3 protein-coding genes are annotated in these 3,269 nt (G+C 33.4%); all 3 read right to left on the reverse strand.

The features are described from left to right. Positions 1-3 precede the first annotated feature (3 nt). A complete protein-coding gene (gene tagH, locus TJ68_RS08845) occupies positions 4-1,326 on the reverse strand; it encodes a teichoic acids export ABC transporter ATP-binding subunit TagH (RefSeq protein ID WP_040929300.1) in 1,323 nt (440 codons plus the stop codon). A 12-nt stretch (positions 1,327-1,338) separates the two neighbouring features. Beyond that, a complete protein-coding gene (locus tag TJ68_RS08850; RefSeq protein ID WP_337587684.1) occupies positions 1,339-1,728 on the reverse strand; it encodes an ABC transporter permease in 390 nt (129 codons plus the stop codon). 452 nt (positions 1,729-2,180) lie between these two features. Continuing rightward, positions 2,181-3,269: CDP-glycerol--glycerophosphate glycerophosphotransferase (locus TJ68_RS06225; RefSeq protein WP_040929301.1), on the reverse strand; the 1,089-nt coding region annotated here is incomplete at its 5' end.

Genomic DNA, 3,269 nt, shown 5'->3' on the forward strand with positions numbered 1-3,269 from the left:
ATACTATAAAACAAATTTTGAATTTATCCACACTAATTTATCATTCAAGTATCCTTTATACCACGTGTTTCGTCCTATAAACCACGTTTCTTCAACGTTTATTGTTTCGTTCTCCATATCTGCTAAATCTTTAAATACAAATTGCTTTCTACCACCCCATGGTGCGTCGTATGCTGATCCCTTACCATTTAACTTGAAAGTTTTTTTGTCATTATCTACAAAGGTGGTTACATGGGTTTGCAGATCCGCTTCTTTCATCCAACCTACTAAGCCTTCTTCTCCACTCGGCTTCGTGCTTAATAGATAAAACTTCTCAAACCTAAATGATGCTGAACGTTTTACATAATAGACCTTATTTTTCAGTTCATCAGAAGATTTATAACTATCTTGTTTGTTAGGTGCTTCATATACATAAGACTTTCCACCGCGTATATGCGCGAGACGACTTTCTAATTGAACTTCATAGTTATCGTTTTCTTCTATAAATTCGTCTGTTGTAGTATAAACGAACGTTTCATCTGACTTTGAAATAGTATTTGTCTGAACCGGTGTTGCTAAAACATTTGCACGGTACTCATCACGTTCTTTTTTCGACATCTTTTGCCATTTATTTAAAAAGCTTTCGTACATTCCGAGTACTTCGTTGACTTCGCCATATGCTTTCACTCTACCGAACTCTAGCCATAAAATTTTATCGCAAAACTGTTTCATTTGGCCGAGTGAGTGTGAAACGAAAATCATAGTTTTACCTTGCTCTTTAAACTCTTTCATTTTTTGTAAACTCTTCTCAGCAAAGGCTTTATCTCCAACTGATAATGCCTCGTCGATTATAAGTACATCTGGATCCACACTTACTGAAATCGCAAATCCAAGTCTAGATTTCATACCGCTTGAATACGACTTAACTGGTTGGTCAATAAACTCACCAAGTTCTGAGAATTCTATAATTTCTGGTTCTAACTCTTTAATCTCTTGCTTACTGAAACCAAGCATTAAGCATTTTAACTCGATGTTTTCTCTTCCGCTTAAATTATTATTTAAACCCGCTGCAACAGCAATTAACGCAACTTCGCCTCTCGTTTGTACCTCTCCAGTTGTTTCAGGTACGATACCTGCAATAATATTGGAAAGCGTAGATTTACCAGAACCATTTGTCCCTATAAACCCTACGACGTCTCCTTCATATGCTGTAAAGTTAACTTGATCGAGTGCATAGAAGTTTTTACCAAATTTTTCACTATTAAAAAGGCTTAAAAACTTCTCTTTTGAATCGTCAAATAATTTATACCGTTTCGTTAAGTTTTTTACCTCTATAACTTTTTCCATAATATTCAACCTCTATAAATAATCAATAAAGTTTCTTCTAAATTTCATGTGTAATACTGCGCCGATAAGTAGAAGAACTATAACGAGTCCCCAGAAATATAAGCCGTATTGCCAATGTTCGATTATATACCATCCTCTACCTAAAAATGCATATCGATATCCTTCTACGACATAAACAAGTGGGTTAAATTTTAATACTGCTTGAACTTTCGGAAAATCATCTAATATTGTGAGTGGCCATAACACACCAGAAACGTACAGCCCCATTCTTAAAATCGAGTTTAAGAAAAGGTGAACGTCTCTTACGATTGTCGATAATGTCGACATAATTAAACCAAACGCAAATGTAATTGCATATAAGCATATTAAAAAATAGAAAAACTGGACGATGTAGATCGTCACTGGATATCCCGAAAATTGGTAGATGAAAAAATGCAATAACAATCATACCTAAGTGAATATAGAGTCTTGAGAATATCGGTATATTCGGTATCACACTCATCGGGAAGTTCATTTTTGATAACATTCTAAGTCGTGAATATATAGATTTAGAAGCTTGAATTGATGCTTGATAGAAAAATATCCAAACTAAAAAACCTACGATTAACCAAAGTAAAAATGGAACTTCTTCACCATTGACTTCAACTGGCGCTCTATTTCTCAGTGTTCCAAATACAAACCAGTAAATAAGTATTTGTGTGAGCGGGTTTAATAACTCCCATAACATGCCTAAATAGTTGTTTTTATTGTTACTTTTTAGCTCGTATAGTGAGAGTCGTCGAGCTAGATAAAAATATTCAATTTGTTCTTGTATTAATTTAAACAAAGATTTCATTTTAATTCCTTTCAAATCTTTATTTTATGACGTGTTCTAACACACGTTTAGATGCTTGCCCATCTTCTAAACTACAATACGTATTTCTAAATATCTGACGTTTATTATAATATGGATCATCTTCGTTTAACACCGCTTCAATAATTGAATCAGTATCAAATAATAGTGGTCCAGGTGCATCTTCTTCAAAATCAAAATAAAAACCGCGTAACGTATCTCTATAGCTTTCTAAATCATATGTAAAGAATACTATTGGACGGTTTAATATTGCATAATCAAAAAAGACAGATGAATAATCTGTAATCAACGTATCAGATACTAAATATAAATCTCTAATATCTTCATATGTTGAAAAATCTTGTACAAATCCATCATATTGAGTTACATCAATATTTTCAGAGATTAAGTAATGCATTCTGAGTAAGATTATATAATCATCACCAAGCTCTTTTCTCATCTTTTCTAAATCAAGTTTGATGTCGAACTTATAACGCCCACGTGCGTAATATTCATTATCTCTCCAAGTTGGCGCATAAAGAATTACTTTTTTTCCACGTGGTATGCCAAGGTCCACTTTCAGGCGATGAATATATTCCTCATTATTGTTGTTGACTAAATGATCATTTCTTGGATAGCCAGTTTCTAACATCGTCTTATTAAATTTAAACGCACGTCTAAAGATTTCTGATGAATACGTATTTGGAGACACTAAAAAATCCCATTTTTTAGATTCAGTTGTAAAGTTCTTTTTATACTTTTCAGTGTCAGTACCTGGCATATGAACCTCATCCATATCGAGCGCTAATTTTTTTAATGGTGTTCCATGCCACGTTTGTAGATAAGTTGTCTTTTTTGGTTTAGGTATCCATAAAGGAAGCCTACTATTAGAAACCCAAAGATTTGCTGTGTTCATTGCAATCAACCATTTAACAGAAAATCTTTTATAGTATGGTACTCCTTTTTCTTCGAATAGTTTTACGTAACGTTTATCTACACTCCAAATCAGTTCATATTCACTTGGGTAATGCTCTAACAAGTATTCGTATAATGCTCTAGGGTTATCGCTATATTGCTTACCTAGAAAACTCTCGAATATAATACGATTCTT

Source organism: Nosocomiicoccus massiliensis (assembly GCF_000438455.1).
Lineage (GTDB): Bacteria > Bacillota > Bacilli > Staphylococcales > Salinicoccaceae > Nosocomiicoccus > Nosocomiicoccus massiliensis.

Excerpts from the sequence above, each read along its gene's own strand:
- tagH (WP_040929300.1), bottom strand. The coding sequence starts at position 1,326 with ATGGAAAAAGTTATAGAGGTAAAAAACTTAACGAAACGGTATAAATTA.